The sequence below is a fragment of the Ruminococcus turbiniformis genome (genome assembly GCF_020687545.1).
Classification (GTDB): Bacteria; Bacillota; Clostridia; order Lachnospirales; family Lachnospiraceae; genus Mediterraneibacter; species Mediterraneibacter turbiniformis.
Map to the genome: position 1 here is coordinate 52584 of NZ_JAJEQX010000003.1, position 15745 is coordinate 68328.

16 protein-coding genes and 1 pseudogene are annotated in these 15745 nt (G+C 49.7%); all 17 read right to left on the reverse strand.

Going from position 1 to position 15745, the window contains the following annotated elements:
- Positions 1-17 precede the first annotated feature (17 nt).
- Positions 18-1199, reverse strand: a complete 1182-nt coding sequence (locus LKD70_RS02475) for an aspartate aminotransferase family protein (protein WP_227706477.1) — start codon at positions 1197-1199, stop codon at positions 18-20.
- The gene (gene argB / locus LKD70_RS02480; RefSeq protein ID WP_227706478.1) at positions 1186-2088 is read right to left on the reverse strand and encodes an acetylglutamate kinase; all 903 of its coding nucleotides are present in this window, start codon (positions 2086-2088) and stop codon (positions 1186-1188) included. The genes LKD70_RS02475 and argB overlap by 14 nt, the downstream gene beginning before the upstream one ends.
- A gap of 103 nt (positions 2089-2191) precedes the next feature.
- Complete coding sequence (gene argJ / locus LKD70_RS02485) at positions 2192-3415, reverse strand: bifunctional glutamate N-acetyltransferase/amino-acid acetyltransferase ArgJ (protein ID WP_227706479.1); 1224 nt, start codon at positions 3413-3415, stop codon at positions 2192-2194.
- A 117-nt stretch (positions 3416-3532) separates the two neighbouring features.
- Positions 3533-4027, reverse strand: a pseudogene (locus LKD70_RS02490) (GNAT family N-acetyltransferase); the annotation flags it as partial.
- 186 nt (positions 4028-4213) lie between these two features.
- Positions 4214-5254 carry an N-acetyl-gamma-glutamyl-phosphate reductase gene (gene argC / locus LKD70_RS02495; RefSeq protein ID WP_227706481.1) on the reverse strand — a complete coding sequence of 347 codons (1041 nt, stop codon included), beginning with the start codon at positions 5252-5254 and terminating at the stop codon, positions 4214-4216.
- Between the two features lie 269 nt (positions 5255-5523).
- The gene (locus tag LKD70_RS02500) at positions 5524-6126 is read right to left on the reverse strand and encodes a hypothetical protein (protein ID WP_227706482.1); all 603 of its coding nucleotides are present in this window, start codon (positions 6124-6126) and stop codon (positions 5524-5526) included.
- Positions 6077-7477, reverse strand: coding sequence for an ABC transporter permease (locus LKD70_RS02505; RefSeq protein WP_227706579.1), 1401 nt, complete (start codon positions 7475-7477; stop codon positions 6077-6079). The genes LKD70_RS02500 and LKD70_RS02505 overlap by 50 nt, the downstream gene beginning before the upstream one ends.
- Positions 7477-8256: an ABC transporter ATP-binding protein gene (locus LKD70_RS02510; RefSeq protein WP_320442576.1), complete on the reverse strand. Its 780-nt coding sequence runs from the start codon at positions 8254-8256 to the stop codon at positions 7477-7479. Before LKD70_RS02510 ends, LKD70_RS02505 begins: the two co-directional genes overlap by 1 nt.
- Positions 8257-8382: 126 nt before the next feature.
- Entirely contained in the window at positions 8383-9297 is a 915-nt protein-coding gene (locus LKD70_RS02515) for a sensor histidine kinase (protein WP_227706483.1), read from the reverse strand.
- Positions 9298-9415: 118 nt separating this feature from the next.
- Positions 9416-10081 carry a response regulator transcription factor gene (locus LKD70_RS02520; RefSeq protein ID WP_227706484.1) on the reverse strand — a complete coding sequence of 222 codons (666 nt, stop codon included), beginning with the start codon at positions 10079-10081 and terminating at the stop codon, positions 9416-9418.
- 2 nt (positions 10082-10083) lie between these two features.
- Positions 10084-11334 (reverse strand): glutamate-5-semialdehyde dehydrogenase, encoded by a 1251-nt coding sequence (locus LKD70_RS02525; RefSeq protein WP_227706581.1) that lies wholly within the window; start codon positions 11332-11334, stop codon positions 10084-10086.
- A gap of 159 nt (positions 11335-11493) precedes the next feature.
- Entirely contained in the window at positions 11494-11712 is a 219-nt protein-coding gene (locus LKD70_RS02530) for a FeoA family protein (RefSeq protein ID WP_227706485.1), read from the reverse strand.
- A gap of 182 nt (positions 11713-11894) precedes the next feature.
- Positions 11895-12422, reverse strand: coding sequence for a nitroreductase family protein (locus LKD70_RS02535; RefSeq protein ID WP_227706486.1), 528 nt, complete (start codon positions 12420-12422; stop codon positions 11895-11897).
- Positions 12423-12468: 46 nt separating this feature from the next.
- Entirely contained in the window at positions 12469-12750 is a 282-nt protein-coding gene (locus LKD70_RS02540) for a hypothetical protein (protein ID WP_227706487.1), read from the reverse strand.
- Positions 12751-12830: 80 nt separating this feature from the next.
- Entirely contained in the window at positions 12831-14012 is a 1182-nt protein-coding gene (locus LKD70_RS02545) for an iron-containing alcohol dehydrogenase (protein WP_227706488.1), read from the reverse strand.
- 119 nt (positions 14013-14131) lie between these two features.
- Positions 14132-14668 (reverse strand): cysteine hydrolase family protein, encoded by a 537-nt coding sequence (locus tag LKD70_RS02550; RefSeq protein WP_227706489.1) that lies wholly within the window; start codon positions 14666-14668, stop codon positions 14132-14134.
- A gap of 8 nt (positions 14669-14676) precedes the next feature.
- The gene (locus tag LKD70_RS02555) at positions 14677-15534 is read right to left on the reverse strand and encodes a DNA-3-methyladenine glycosylase family protein (protein WP_227706490.1); all 858 of its coding nucleotides are present in this window, start codon (positions 15532-15534) and stop codon (positions 14677-14679) included.
- Positions 15535-15745: the final 211 nt, after the last annotated feature.

The window sequence follows — 15745 nt, forward strand, 5'->3', positions numbered from 1 at the left end:
TTCTGCCAAAAGACTGTTTATGCCAGAGCCCGTTTCAGCTTTTCGATCATCTCATCAATATGCTTTTCCTCCACAATCAGCGGCGGCACGAAACGGAGCACATTTCCATGTGCCTGAATCACGAGGAGCCCCTCTTCGATGGCTCGTTGATTTGCCTGTGCAATCGGCTTTGTAATCACAATTCCCTGCATCAGGCCTTTGCCTTTTCTCTCTGTCACGCAGTCAAGTTCTTCCACAAGTTCATCAAGGCGCTTCGTCAGATAAGGCGCCACCTGATTGACATGTCCCACGATGTCGTCCCTCTCGAAGATCTCGATCACCTTTTTCACCGCAGTACATGCGAGCGGGTTTCCTCCGTATGTTGCGCCGTGATCTCCCGGCTGAAGGGAATATTTTGCCACTTCCTCTGTCATGGCAAACGCGCCCACCGGAATTCCGTTTCCGATGGCTTTTGCCATTGTGAGAATATCCGGTTTTACACCGAATCCCTGCCATGCAAACATGCTGCCTGTCCGTCCCATACCGCACTGCACTTCGTCGCAGATCATAAGGATTCCGTTCTCATCGCAGATCGCCCGGATGCCTTCCATAAACTCCTGGGTTGCAAGATTGATGCCGCCTTCCCCCTGGAGAGGTTCCAGAATAATGGCGCATGTTTTGTCATTCACCAGTGTTTTCACGCTGTCCAGATCATTGAACTGTGCAAATTTCACGCCCGGCACAAGGGGCTCAAAGGGCTCCCTGTAGGAGTCGTGTCCTGTCACGGACACCGCCCCGAACGTTCTGCCGTGGAAGGAGTTGTTCATAGCGATAAACTCGTATCTTCCGGTGCCTTTCGTGTAGGCATAGCGCCTCGCGGATTTCAGAGCGCCTTCTATTGCCTCACCGCCGCTGTTTGTAAAAAACACCCGGTCCATGCCGCTTACACGGTTCAGCTCTCTCGCCGCCTCTCCGCAGCTCTCGTGATAGTAAAGGTTCGATATGTGGCACAGCTTGTCAATCTGGCTTTTCAGTGCCTCGTTTAACTCTTTGTTGCCGTAGCCGAGCCCTGTCACCGCAAACCCTGCCGCAAAGTCAAGATATTTTTTCCCCTCTGTATCGTAAATATACATTCCTTCCCCGTGGTCCAGTGCAATCGGGAAACGATTATACACATGAATCAGATTTTCTTCTGCTGCCTGTATCTTACTGTTCACCATGATAATACCTGCTTTCTTCACTGTTTAAAATAGCCGTACCGATTCCTTTGTTTGTAAAGATCTCAAGGAGGAGACAATGCGGGATTCTTCCGTCCAGAATATGTACTCTGGAAACACCGGCCTCAATGGCGTCTATGCAGTTCTGCAGTTTTGGAAGCATTCCCCCGCCGATATAGCCGCCCACCATCAGCTCCTTCGCCTCGCTTACTTTGAGTTCGGAGATCAGCGTGCCTGGATCTGACGGGTCCCTGTATACGCCCTCAATATCTGTCAGGAACGCCAGTTTCTCTGCTTTCACCGCGCGCGCGATAGCACATGCAGCATCGTCCGCGTTGATATTATATGTGTTGTAATCATCGTCCAGACCTACCGGGCAGACAATCGGGAGAAAATCCTTCTCGAGCAGGTCATAGAGAATCTGTGCGTTCACGTCTTTTACGTCCCCGACAAATCCGATATCCTGTCCGTCCGAATACTTCTTCTCCACTTTCAGAAGCGCGCCGTCCTTTCCGCTGATGCCGATAGCGCGGACTCCCAGGCTTTCCACGAGCTGAACAAGACTTTTATTCACTCTTCCGAGCACCATCTCCGCTACTTCCATCGTATCCTCGTCTGTGACGCGGAGTCCGTTTATAAATTTCGGCTCCATGCCGACTTTGCCGACCCACTTGCTGATCTCCTTGCCGCCGCCATGCACGATGATCGGTTTGAACCCGACCAGCTTTAAGAGCGTTACATCCTCAATGACACGCCGCTTTAAGTCCTCGTCGATCATGGCGCTGCCACCGTATTTCACGACAATGATTTTGCGGTTGAACCGCTGGATGTACGGCAGGGCCTCGATTAAGACCTGCGCTTTTTCCAGGTATTGCTGCATGTTGCTGTTCATATCCTACCTCCTTCGGGGACGTAGTGAAATTGAATTCTGCTACGTCCCCAATTAAACTTCAGTGTGTCCCAAATTGATTTTCGCCCTGTCCCTTTTTTGACATTCAGCTTCGATAATCAGCATTAATACTGATATATTCATGGGTGAGATCGCATCCCCAGGCAGACGCTGTTTCTCCGCCTTCCTTGATATCCGCAATCGCTGTCACTTCCGGCTGAGATAAAATCTCCGTCGCCTTCTCTTCGCTGTAGTCCACCGCGGTTCCATTCTCTATAATCTTCAGTTTCCCTGCTGCACTCTCAAAATAGAGATCCACTTTCTCCGGGTCAAATTCAGCGCCCGAATATCCCATCGCGCAGAGAATCCGTCCCCAATTGGCGTCATGTCCTGCAATAGCCGCTTTTGTCAGATTGGAACATACAATCGATTTTGCCAGGATTTTCGCCTGATTCTTTGTTCCGGCACCAATGATTTTCGCCTCGAAAAGCGCTGTGGCACCTTCGCCGTCACCTGCCATCTTTTTGGCCAGTGTCTCATTCACATAATGGAGCGCCTCTTTGAACTTTTCAAATTCCGGCGTCCCTATTCTGATCTTTTTATTGTCCGCCATTCCATTTGCAAGAAGAAGAACTGTGTCATTCGTAGAAGTATCGCCGTCCACCGATATCATATTGTATGTATCTTCCACATCGCTGCTCAGCGCTGCCTGAAGCGCTTTTTTTGAAATTTTAGCATCCGTTGTAATAAAGGCAAGCATTGTACACATATTTGGATGAATCATGCCGGATCCTTTCGACATTCCCCCGATCGTAACCGTCTTTCCCCCGATCTCAAATGTCACTGCCGCTTCCTTTTTTACCGTGTCCGTTGTCATAATGGCCTCTGCTGCCTCTGACCCGCTTTCTGCATCCGCCTTTTTCTCTTTTGCGAGCGCCTGCACCCCGGCTTTGATCCGGTCGATCGGAAGCTGCATTCCGATCACTCCGGTCGAACCGACGAGAACGCCCTTCTCATCGATCCCAAGGGCGCTTGCCGCTTCGCGCGCTGTTTCCCGGCAATAGGATATTCCCTCCTCCCCGGTACAGGCATTGGCAATTCCGGAATTCACGATAACAGCCTGGGATTTCTGACCACTTCTCACAATCTCTTTGTCCCATTTTACAGGCGCAGCCTGCACAATATTTGTCGTAAATGTGCCCGCTGTCTTACATGGCTTTACACTGTATATCAATGCCATATCCGTCCGGTCCTGATATTTAATCTTCGCTGCTGTCGCCGCAGCCTCAAATCCTTTTGCCGCTGTTACTCCACCTTCAATGACCTGCATGTTTCCACTCCTTCTTTCCGTTTCATTCTATCAGTTTTCTCACCGTGCTTCTCTGAATTTTTCCTGTATTTCTTTGTATTTCCTTCAATATTTTTCTATTTTTCCGGATTTCTGCGGCTATTGTTCATTAAAAGCCGTTATATTTTTTTCGTTCAGTGTAAAGTCATAATAATTCAGATCAAGCCGCTCTGTCCACCCGATCGTATTCCAGAATGCATTTCCGATATCATTCCTTGTAAATGCAATCAGCGAAACCTTATTGATCTTCTCGGCCTGAAGGGCCTTCATTGCACGCACAACCATCGCCCGTCCGATACCGTGCCGCCGATATGCCTCGTCCACGCATACATGATACAGACAGCCGCGTCTTCCGTCATGCCCGCACAGAATACTTCCCACAACTTTTCCGTCTTCCACAGCGACAACGCTTGTCTGTGGATTTCTTTTCAGAAACCGCTCTACCCCTTCCCGGGAATCATCAATGCTTCGGATGCCGAATCCTCTGATCTTCTTCCAGAGCGCATATACTTCATCATAATCCTCAATCGTCATAGCCCGTATTTCAAACTCCATAAAACTGCACCTTTTCTCTGAATTTTCCTTTTCCCGTTCAACATTATTCCTTCCGAACCTGCTTTACTTTCGCATCCCGGCCCCCCTGTTCTCTCGAATTGGGGACACACCGAATTCTGCTCCGGGACACAGCTGTCTTCATTTGGGGACACACTGAATTCCATTTAGGGACACACTGAACTTCAATTGGGGACGTACCCAAATCCAATTTCACTACGTCCCCGATCAGGGGAACATCGGTACCAGTTCCAGCCCCTCGCTCTCCTCACACCCGAACATGAGATTCATATTTTGAACCGCCTGTCCTGCTGCGCCTTTCACAAGATTGTCAATCGCGCCCATCATAATGATCCGGTTCGTCCTTGGATCGATCTTAAATCCGATATCCACATAATTGCTTCCTTCCACCCATTTTGTCTCAGGGCAGACGTCTTTATCAAGGACACGCACGAATTTCTCATCAACATAATATTTATCATAGACTGCCTTTACTTCTTCCCAGCTCACCTTTTCTTTCAGAGACGCGTACTCGGTCGCCAGTATTCCTCTGTTCATGGGAACAAGATGCGGGGTGAAATTCAGTACAACCTTCTCTCCTGCCGCATAGCCGAGCTGTTCTTCAATCTCCGGTGTGTGCCGGTGTGTTGCCACTCCGTAGGCCTTGATATTTTCATTCACCTCACAGAACAGGTTCGGAAGCTTTGCTCCTCTTCCCGCCCCTGATGTACCGGACTTTGCGTCGATAATAAGTGTGCCCATATCAATAAGGCCTTCTTTTGCCAGCGGGTATGCCGTCAGGATGGAACAGGTCGTATAGCATCCCGGGTTCGCGACGAGCCGCGCTTTCTTTATATCCTCCCGGTTCACTTCGCAGAGTCCGTACACTGCCTCATCGATAAACCGGGGCGCCTTGTGCTCGATCTTATACCACTCTTCATATACACTTACATCTTTCAGACGGAAGTCCGCGCTTAGATCAATAATCTTTGTCTTTGAAAGAATATCCTCATTTACAAGGGACGCGCACAGTCCCTGAGGCGTAGCGGTAAAAATTACGTCTACCTGGGAAGCCAGCTCTTCCATATTGTCATCCATGCACACTGCGTCTACGATCTGGAACATATTGCGGTACACATCCGCATACTTCTGGTCAATGTAGCTTCTTGATCCATACCATTTAATTTCTGCATTTTTATGCCCTTTTAAAATTCTTACGAGTTCCCCGCCCGCATAGCCGGTTGCTCCGATAATACCAACTTTTATCATAATTTTACTCCATATCCTTTCTCCGGCATGGGCCGGACGTATCCGACGCCTTCTTTGCTCTTACTATGACGTCTGTCTCTTTCCTCTGGCATCCGTCTTTTTCCGGGAAACACGCCGAAATATCACATTGACTAATAATATACCACATTGAAAAGGAAGTAAAGTCCTTCCTGAACGCATTTACACATGCATAGATATCCGCTTATTCTGTATGTGCTTGCATAATAATACATCTTTTTTGTATATTATGCAAGCAAAATCTTATAATTTTACCCTTTTCTGAAACTGAACTGCGCCGCACAGAAGTAGATTCCGTATAAAATCACAAAAAAACCGAGCGCGCCGGCATACGCGCGGACGATCCAGAGATCTGTCCCAAACGCAGGAAGACGGAAAGATCCGGCCTGAAGTCCCTTTGCCGCTGTATACACAAAGCAGGCGCTCATAATCATCGCCGGGATAACCGGCACCAGAAATGAGAGGAACAGCTTTCGGTTTTCCATTTGTATAATCATGCGTTTTTCCATACCGATCCACTGTAAAATCCGGTCACTTTTCTGCTTTTCCCCTCTGTCGCTCAGGAGCTGTACAACAAGAACAGCTGCCCCAGTAATTTCAAAAATGAGCGCAAGATAAAACAGGCAGATCACCACTGCGTATACCTGAACCGAAGTCTCATTTTCCGACCACTTTCCTGAGAGATAATCCACATTTTCCTCCGTCAGACAGGTAATGAATCCGTCCGCCGTGGATATTGCCCGGTCCCGCCTTAAACTCTCAAGGCCGTCAAAGGCATCCCTCATCGCCTGTATATCATATCCGTTAAGCGGCTGCTCCGTCACCGCCGCCCACAGACTGTACACGTTCTCCATTTCTTCCACCGCCTGGTCGGGAATAATCAGAATATAATCCCAGCTCTTTCTCTTTCCTGATCATCTCCTCAAAGGGCTTTTCCAGGGATGGAACGCAGTGAACATAGCAGAGTGACGGATCCAGCTCCACAGATCCATATCCGAGCATTTCCCTGAGTTTCCTGTAATCGCTCTGCCTCATGCACGTATCACTCCGGTATTCTGCATAGGGATTATCCGCTGAGTATCCGTGTTCTTTTGCGGTGCGCGCCCTGACCTCGGAAAAATCCGTCTGGCCGTCCGTATAAACACCATAGGAACAGCAGCCTCTTACCGGATACTCACTGCGGAGATACTCCTCATATTCTCTGTCCTGACGCGTATGGTTCTGCGGTTCTCCATGGTACAGGATCATAATATCAAACATACTGTCCTGTGCCAGTTTTTCTGAAATCATATACACAGCCGTACCGGTTCCCATAAGAGTAAGAGACAGCATAAGAAGAACAGAAAGGACACTCATCACCCCGCTCATGGACCGGATCTTTGACGTGAACCAGCGAAATACGGTGAGCCGGTTTTTCCTGTATTTCCAGGAAGGCCGGACGCCGAACCGCATCGACAGAAATACGGGGACACTCTGGAAAAAGCCGGCGAGGAAAAGCACCATGCAGACTGTTCCCGCCAGAATATCATATCCTCTCCTGAACGGCTGTACCATAAACAGAGACACGCCGATCACACAGGATAGAACCGACAGGAAAAAAAGCGGAAAAGACAGTCCGTTTCCGCAGAATGATTCTTTTTCATTCTGCCTGTCATAAGAAAGCAGCTCATACAGACACGCTTTTCGAACCCGCTTCCGGCTCTTTTGCGCCGCGTACAGCAGTATCACAAGAAAGCCAAGCAGCGTCATCCCGACTGTACCGGGGGAAAACGAGAATCGAAGCGTATAAGGAAAAGCAAACATATGAAAGAGCACAGCCTCAAGAAGCTGTGACAGCAGAATGCCGGCAGGAATTCCTAAAGCGAAGGCAATCAGGCCGACCAGCATGTTTTCACAGAACACAAGTGTGCTGACCTGCTTTGCTGACATGCCGGATAGCATGTAAATGCTAAGCTCCCTGCTTCTCCTTTTCAGAATATAGCCGGACATATAGCTGACAAACCAGCCCATAATCAGCACAGTCAGCACAGTGGCCGCAATGATCATGTACGGAAGTACCTCCAGCCCCGGGAGCATTTCTATAAGATCAGAAAAAATCAGGCTGCCAAACGCATACATAAACGCGGCTGCGCATCCAAGCGTGATCAGATACAGAAAATAATCCCTGGCCTGTCTCTTCGCATTGCGCACGGAAAGTTTCCACATCACGGACGCTCACCTCCCATCACAGAGAGCACGTCGAGAATTTCATGATAGAAAACAGAGCGTGTCTTTTCTCCCTTCCGGATTTCATTAAAGAGTTTCCCGTCTTTTAAAAACAGAATCCGCTGCGCATAACTGGCACACAGCGGGTCGTGGGTGACCATCAGGATCGTAGCCCCGTTTTTCCTGTTCATGCGGGACATCATCTCAAGAAGCATCTGCGCGGAATGGGAGTCCAGGGATCCCGTAGGCTCGTCTGCCATGATCAGCTTCGGGCCGCAGATAACAGCTCTCGCAAAGGCACAGCGCTGTTTCTGTCCGCCGGATACCTGAAAAGGAAATTTCTGAAGTTCACCGCTGATTCCGAGCGCCTCAGCCGTCTCTTTCACCCGCGCTTCAATCTGATCCGGCGCCATTTTACCAATCGTCAGAGGCAGCGCGATATTCTCCTCCAGCGTCAGCGTATCCAGCAGGCTGAAATCCTGGAATACAAATCCCAGATTGTCCCTTCGGAAAGCGGCAATTTCGTCTTCGCTGATTTTCGTAATGTCCTTTCCGTCCAGAAACACATGGCCCGCACTCACTGTATCAATGGTGGAAATACAGTTGAGAAGCGTTGTCTTTCCCGATCCGGAGCTTCCCATAATACTTACATATTCCCCGCTTTGCACATGGAAGCTGACCCGGTTCAGCGCTTTCGTGACCGCCTCTGCCGTGCCGTAATATTTTTCAATGTTTTCCACAAGGAGCAGCGGCTGCTGCCGTTTTATCATTATCTTCATCAAAACACCTCCTGCCGCACCGGATATGAGAGCCGGCGTACTTCGTATTTACCGGTGCTGTCCCGATTATAGACAAAGGCAGATGAAAGTTGTATAGAAGCTGATTGATTTTAAATGACAGATTTGTCAGATTTCTCTGTATTCCCTGCTTTGCAAAGATATGTCTTTCGGAAAAAGAAGGGAAACTGTCGTGTACTGCCCTTCTTCGGAATCAATCTCTATGCCGGTCCCAAGTCTTTCGCAGAACTGCTCACATAAATAGAGCCCAAGTCCAGTGGAATTGCGGCCCACAGTTCCGTTTCTCCCGTTGCTCCCCACAAATCCCTTCTCAAAAACACGCCCCAGCTCACTTTCCCTGATTCCGATTCCATTATCCGTCACAGACAGCGAGATATAATTTCCCATATCCTGTGACGCCATGCATATGACAGGCGCTCTCTCGCTTCGGTACTTCACACTGTTGTATAGAAGCTGGCTGAGAATAAAACAGAGCCACTTTTCATCAGAATACACAGTATGAGAAACCCGTTCTGTGTCAACTGACACACCGTTCTCGATCAGATACTGTCTGTTCTGCGAGATCACTGCCTCCACACATTTCCGAAGAGAAAGCTCTTTTATAAAACAGTCTTTCTCCGCACTGCCAAGCCGGGCGTAAAACAGAGCTCGTTCCACATCCTGCTCGATCCGCTCTGTCTGAGACATGATTTTCCGTGTCACGTCATTTCTGTTGTTCCGGCACAGAAGCCGGATCCCCGTGACCGGCACTTTCACCTCGTGTACCCACTGTTCTACAAACTCACGGTATTCCTCGTTCTGTCTCCTGCTTTCTGACACCTCATCCGTCATATCTTTGAGCGCTTCTCTCAAAAGGCGGAAATACACTTTCTCCATCCCGTTTTCCGGCACATCCGCGATCTCCGCAAACAAGTGCTTCTGACCAGCTTTTCCATCTCTGACAGAAGAAGATGTGCTCTTCTGCTCTCCCCGCGCCAGATGGCGAGCATCGCAGAAATAATAATCAGAAGAAAACAGATCCACAGAAGTACAAGTTCTCCTGTCCCAAGCCCGAACAGCACAAGAAGAAGAGTAAACACTATTCCGCCCGCAAAGCAGGCAAGGAGAACTTCCCTTCTGTCAGTGATAAAATCAGAAAACCTCATATCCTGTACCCCATTCCCCGCTTTGTCCGGATCAGGCCGTCCGCGCCAAGTTCGCGAAGTTTCCCTCTCAGCCGCATAATATTGACACTTAAGGCATTGTCGTCAATATGGATCGCATTGTCCCAGAGATACTCTGTCAGATCCAGCCTGGAGACAATTTCTCCGGGATGACGGAAAAGATAATACAGGATTTTCAGCTCGGTTTTCGTAAGCTCGACCTCTCTTTTTTCCGCGGAAACTGTGCCGGCGACGGGATTCAGCCGGATTCCCTTATATTCCATTACCGGATCCGTCTTCCCGCCGCTCCTGTATAGAAGGTTTTTAATCCTCGCCAAAAGCACAGGGATATTGCAGGGCTTTGCAATGTAGTCGTCCCCGCCCACAGTCAGAGCCTCAAGCTCGTCCATAGCTGTGCTGCGCCCGGTCAGGAAAAGCACCGGAGTCTTGCAGAAGCGTCGGATCGAAGCGCAGATGCTGTATCCGTCCCGGTCCGGAAGATTGACGTCAAGCAAAATCAGATCAGGTGAAATCTGCCTGATCTGATCCGGAATATTTTCAAATTCAGTGACACAGTCCGCGCTGTATCCTTCATTTTCCAAAAGTATTTTCAATTCGTCGCGGATGAGAACATCATCCTCAATAATGAGTATCCTGCTGCACATTGTCACTTCCTGATCTGTCCGTTCCCAAAAATAATATATTTTGTCGTTGTAAGCGCCTCAAGCCCCATCGGACCTCTCGCATGGAGCTTCTGAGTGCTGATGCCGATCTCCGCTCCGAATCCGAACTCAAAGCCGTCTGTAAATCTCGTGGACGCATTCACATACACCGCTGCCGCGTCAATCTCATCCTGAAATTTCAGTGCGTTGGCGTAACTCTCCGTAATGATGGACTCGGAATGCCCCGTGTTGTACCGGTTGATATGGGCGATCGCCTCATCGATAGAATCCACGATTTTCACAGAAATAATGGCGTCCAGATACTCTGTTCCCCAGTCCTCGTCGGAGGCGGGGATGATCTCTTCGCAGATCGCGCGGGCTCTCTCGTCGCCGCGGATCTCCACATCGTGCTTCTTAAGTTTGGCGGTAATTACAGGAAGCGCTTCTGAAGCAATATCCCCGTGAATGACAAGAGACTCACAGGCATTGCACACGCCAAGCCTCTGCGTCTTTGCATTTTCGATAATATCCGCCGCCATACGGATATCCGCGTCCGCGTCCACATACACATGACAGTTTCCGGTTCCGGTCTCAATCACGGGAACTGTACTGTTCTCCACCACATTTGCGATCAGCCCCGCGCCGCCCCGGGGGATCAGCACATCGATCATCCCATGCATTTTCATCATGGCATTGACTGCTTCCCGGCTCGTATCTTCCACAAGGACAACCATATCCTGGGAAAGCCTTTCCTTTCTGAGTCCCGCCTTAATGGTGCGCACAATCGCCTGGTTTGAATGGATCGCGTCACTTCCGCCGCGTAAGATCACTGCGTTTCCCGTCTTAAAGCAGAGCCCGAAAGCATCTGCCGTCACGTTCGGACGGGATTCATAGATAATGCCCACAACGCCGAGAGGCACCCTTTTCTGTCCGATGCGCAGTCCATTCGGTCTTGTCTTCATATACAGGACTTCCCCGATCGGATCTTCAAGAGACGCGATCTGCCTTAAGCCTTCCGCCATATCGGCAATCCTTTTTTCACTGAGCGCCAGTCTGTCAATCATCGACTGTTTCATTTTCTTCGCCCTGGCTGCCTTAAGATCCTTTTCATTCTCTTCTAAAATAATCTCCTGCTGTGCGATCAGTTCATCCGCAACTGTAAGAAGTCCTCTGTTCTTATCTGAAGTACCAAGTCTGGCCGCTTCCGCCGCGGCGCTTTTCGCATGGGATGCGAGCATTTCCATGTATGATTCCATCATGCTCTCCTTTCTGCACTTTCCGGCACGGCTGCAGTTTTGCGGCAGTGCCTGCTGATTTTTATTATCCTGGCAGGGGTTCCCCTGACCTGCTGTTCATTATTTTACCATCAAGCAGACAGATTTTCCACCGTTTCCATGCAAAAGAAGAGCAGCCGGTCAGACCTTAATCCGATCGGCTATCCCGTCTCCGAGTACAAGACGCACATCTTCACCCTGAACACCGATAATAACACTGTCGCTCAGGCGCCGGATAACTCTCACCGTACCGCCCTCTTCCACATGGCGGCTGTGCAGAAACTCAAGAACATCCGGCAGTCCCAGCATCCATTTGATTGTGTAGTCTTCACCTGGTTTTGCTTCCGATAACGCCTGCATCGTATCCCTCCTTTTTTATATTGTAGGAATCCGGCGCATGGTTAGTCAATCGCAATTTATGTTGCATGAAAACGACTTCAGTGAGGCTTCTCATACCCCGGAGCGCCAACGGCCGGATTACCGGTATCATTCCCCGCGGCCGCCGGAAGTACGCCAGTGTAAATGAGAAATTTTATCTGTTTCTATCTGACATAGACAATATAATCGTTTTTCCTCGGTTTTGCCTTCGGTTCCGCATCATCCGCCGGATATCCGAGAATACAGTGTCCCACGCCGACGTAATCGCCCTCGATACCCCATTTTTTCAGAAGAGCTTTTCCCTCCTCGGATGCGAACACTTCTCTTGCCCTGTGGATCCAGCAGGAACCAACGCCGACCGCATAAGCGGCGTTCATCAGATTTCCCATGACAAGAGAGCCGTCTTCGACACAGGTCGGGCGGTCTTTTGACGCCAGCACAACGAGTACCGTAGGCGCACCGTAAAACGGATCTGAACTGCCTCCCCCAAGATATTCTGCATTCAGCTTCGAGAGATAATCCCGTGTCTCTTTGTCCTGAACTACTACAATTTTCGGCGACTGCATTCCCATTCCCGTGGGCGCGTATGTTCCGGCCTCAAGAATCTTCTGAAGCTCCTCTTCTTTAATCTGCTCCGGTTTGTAGGAGCGGATACTTCTTCTTTCTTTTAAATCTTTTAATGTTGATTCCATTTTCGTTTTCCTCCTTTTCAATGGTTTGATTCTCATAACGCGGCACCTACTCAATACCGGCGAAAAACATTTCGTACAGATCGTCTTCGCCCTTCAGCACAGGTGAGTTTTCCCCGCCTCCGTTCGTACTTCTTTTCATCGCCGCATAGAACTCGTCGCCTGCCTGAATTACATCCATCGGATAAATGTCATATCCGAGTTCCCTGCAGATCCGGCAGAACGCACCGAGCGGATCCTCTTCCCTGCGTGACTGAAGAAATCTTTCCTTAAGATCATGGTCTCCAAGTACTCTTGTCTGGATTTCATCAAGAATTTCCACCGTATTCATTGCGCAGCCATCCTTTCCCTGTTCTTTCCTGTATTTGCTGCATTTTTCTGCCGCTTTATCCTGATGTGCATTTTATCTTTTTATCCCAGAGCGTTTCTGTAGATCCGGTACATATCATCCACATCCAGCTTCTTCATACAGCCGATTGTCCTCTTCCGGAAATGGCTGCACTTCTCGGCCAGCTCGTGCACCTGCTCATCTGTCGGGTCAATGCCCAGATCCTTTATGCAGACCGGCATTCCAATGGAACGGAAGAAATCCTCTGTAGCTTCTATTCCCCGCAGAGCGGTTTTCGTGTCACTGTTTTCCGGCTCAACTCCCATTACATTCACCGCATAGCGGGCAAACCTTGCAGGGTCTGCATCCATCACATAGCGCGCCCAGCTTCCCCAGACAGCCGCAAGTCCTGCCCCGTGGGCCACGTCGAACATTCCTCCAAGTTCATGCTCCAGCTGATGGGAAGCCCAGTCGCCGTGAGGCCCTCCGCACTCCATCAGTCCGTTGTGGGACAGACTTCCCGCCCACATTACTTCAGCTCTTGCCTCATAGTTATCCGGCTCATTCATCAGAATCTTTGCGTTCTTCATCACTGTCCGGAGAAGATGCTCGCAGAATCCGTCAGTAAGTTCCATTGTAGTGCAGTTGCAGAAATACCTTTCCATCGTGTGCATCATAATGTCTGTGCATCCGGACGCCGTCTGATACCGCGGGAGGGTCATTGTAAGCTCCGGGTTCATGACCGCGAATTTAGGTCTTCCCAAATCGCTGCTGTATCCGCGCTTCAGCCATCCTTCCTCATTCGTGATAACGGATGAATCGCTCATCTCAGAACCCGCCGCCGCGATCGTGACAACCGCGCCGATCGGCAGGCACGCCGCTGCCTTGCGCTTTTTCTCATAAAACTCCCACACATCGCCGCCGTCTGCCACACCGTATCCGATGGCTTTCGCAGAGTCAATCACACTTCCCCCGCCCACGGCAAGAATAAAGTCAACACCTTCCTTTCTGCAGAGTTCGATTCCTTCCCTCACAAGAGAAAGCCTCGGATTCGGGACAACTCCGCCTAAAGAAACATAGTTCACTCCCGCCTCAGTCAATGAACCATAAATCCGGTCCAGGAGTCCGCTTCTTACCACGCTTCCGCTTCCATAATGAACAAGAACCTTTCTGCATCCCTGCTCTTTTACAAGCTCCCCCGCCTGCCGTTCTGTTCCTTTTCCGAATACAACTTTCGTCGGGGTATAGTAAACAAAATTTTCCATCTCTTTTCTCTCCTTTTTCTTTATATCCCGCCCTGATCCAGCGCACTTGCTGTTTTCAAGACAGTCATATTCTCTGCTTCTCTGTTATGACACAGCCGCCGTTTCTGTTCCGGCAGTTTTCACTCTATCACTTCGATCTGACACATCTTCATGGCCTCAATTGCCTGTATATGGCTCTCGGGCGTCACCCCTGCACAGCAGGATTTAACAACCCTGATCGGTACTTCCGGCAAATACGCCTTTAAAAGCAGTGCGTTTGAGATCACACAGATATCGGTGCACAGACCGATCAGGGTAATCTCCTCCACCGGGTCTCCCGATTCATTTAACTTTTTCACATATTCGCCCAGTTCCACGCTCCCGAAGGTAGGCTTATCTATAACAAGGCTGTCCGGTTTCGCCAGAAGCGCCTCTTTTATCCCGCTTTGGATCTCCCATCCGTGCGTTCCTTTCACACAGTGTACAACCGGAAGATTCTTCCCCTCCTCCGTGTTCAGGTAGTCCTCTCCATGGGTGTCCCGCGTGGCGATCACCGTCCCGTCAAAATCGCGGATTTTCTGAATAACTCCCGGCACAATGGCCTCTGCTTCTTTCGTGCCGAGCGCCCCGTCTATGAAGTCGTTCTGCATGTCGATCACTGCCAGTATTTTTTTCATCGTCTGCCTCACTTTCTCCCACTGTCCTGCTCTGAACTGGTTCCTTTTAAATCATAGTAAAAAATATACTGCTGCATCACTCCGGCGCACCCTTTGTATCTGTCAAACGGAAATCCTCCGGAATAATGGGTGTCAAGCACCTTTTTAATATGCGTATCCACAGGAAAAGAATCCATCTTGTGCAGGGCAAACAGACAGATACAGTCCGCCACTTTTTTCCCGATTCCCGGGAACTTCATAAGCTCCCGGCGGGCCTCTTCAGCGTCCGCCCTGTACAGCCTGTCCAGATCCACTTTTCCCTCCGCTGCCATCCGTGCTGTTTTGCAGATATAGGGACTGCGGTACCCAAGCTTCATCCCGCGCAGCTCCTCCTCTGTAGCCTCCGCGAGAGCTTCCGGTTCGGGAAACGCATAATAGACCGTTCCCTTCTCCGTAGTTTTCTCAGTCCCGTATTGTTCGCACAAACTCCGGATCAGCCCTTTGATGCGGGAAATATTATTCTGCTGGGAGAGAATAAATGTGATAATCATCTCCCACGGATCCTGCCTTAAGATGCGGATGCCGCTTCCGAACGCAGCGGCCGCATTTAAGTAGCCGTCTTTCTCATCCACCCTGGCAAGATAGTCCCGGTAACATGTGTCCAGATCAAAATAATGCTTCCAGAACGTCTCAAATTCCTCCCCGGAGCACGCAAGAACGGTCTTTCCCTCTCCCGCCGCTTCTGCTTTCGTCTGTATCTTCACATATCTGTCCCGGGCGATCAGTTCATACGCCCCCGGTTCGTCCGGAACCGGATCAAGCCGGAAACACTGGCCGGACTCACAGATCTGAGGGATCGAGAAGCAGTCGTTATCGATTTGTACCATAGCTTTCCTCGTCTGTTGTTTTCATTTGTTGTTTTCATTTTCTTTCGCCGCAGTCATCGTAAGTGCCGGAGGCATATTCCGGGATTGCAGCCAGCTAATGTTCTCATTATAACACGATTCCCCGATGGGAAAAAGTCCTCACCGGGGAACAATCTTTCTTTTCACAAATCTTTCTTTTTACAAATCCGCTTCTTTCTGATTCTTTACAGCC